This window comes from Corynebacterium sp. LK31 (genome assembly GCF_014335015.1).
Taxonomy (GTDB): domain Bacteria; phylum Actinomycetota; class Actinomycetes; order Mycobacteriales; family Mycobacteriaceae; genus Corynebacterium; species Corynebacterium jeikeium_D.
Window position 1 is genome coordinate 1 of sequence record NZ_PDGW01000027.1, and the last position, 448, is coordinate 448.

General features: G+C 55.6%; 1 protein-coding gene. It reads left to right on the forward strand.

All coding sequences use genetic code 11. The features are described from left to right. On the forward strand, nucleotides 1-448 hold a 448-nt coding region (locus tag CRD18_RS10595; protein ID WP_187406720.1), incomplete at both ends, for an IS30 family transposase.

The window sequence follows — 448 nt, forward strand, 5'->3', positions numbered from 1 at the left end:
CCATGACTATTAGCCACGAGTCGATTTACCAGGCCCTTTACGTACAAGGGGCAGGCAGCTTGCGCAAAGAACTTGTGTTTGAAAAGTCCTGCCGGACTACCCGGCCAGGGCGTAAACCCCGCTCGCTTCTCGCAGGGGTGCCCAAGCCACGTGGAAAACGCTGGACTCATGATGCCAATATTTCACTTCGCCCAGCCGAAGCCAATGATCGTGCGGTACCCGGTCATTGGGAAGGCGATTTGATTATTGGCGCAGATGGCACCAGTGCTTTAGCGACATTGGTGGAACGCCGCAGCAGGTTTGTGCTGCTCGGCAGACTCGGCACTGACCATACTGCCGCCAGTGTCAATGAGGTGATGGTACGGATGATTCGTCGGCTCAAAGAGTCGATGGACACCACGATTTCGACGTTGACCTGGGATCAGGGAGTGGAGTTTGCCAAACACAC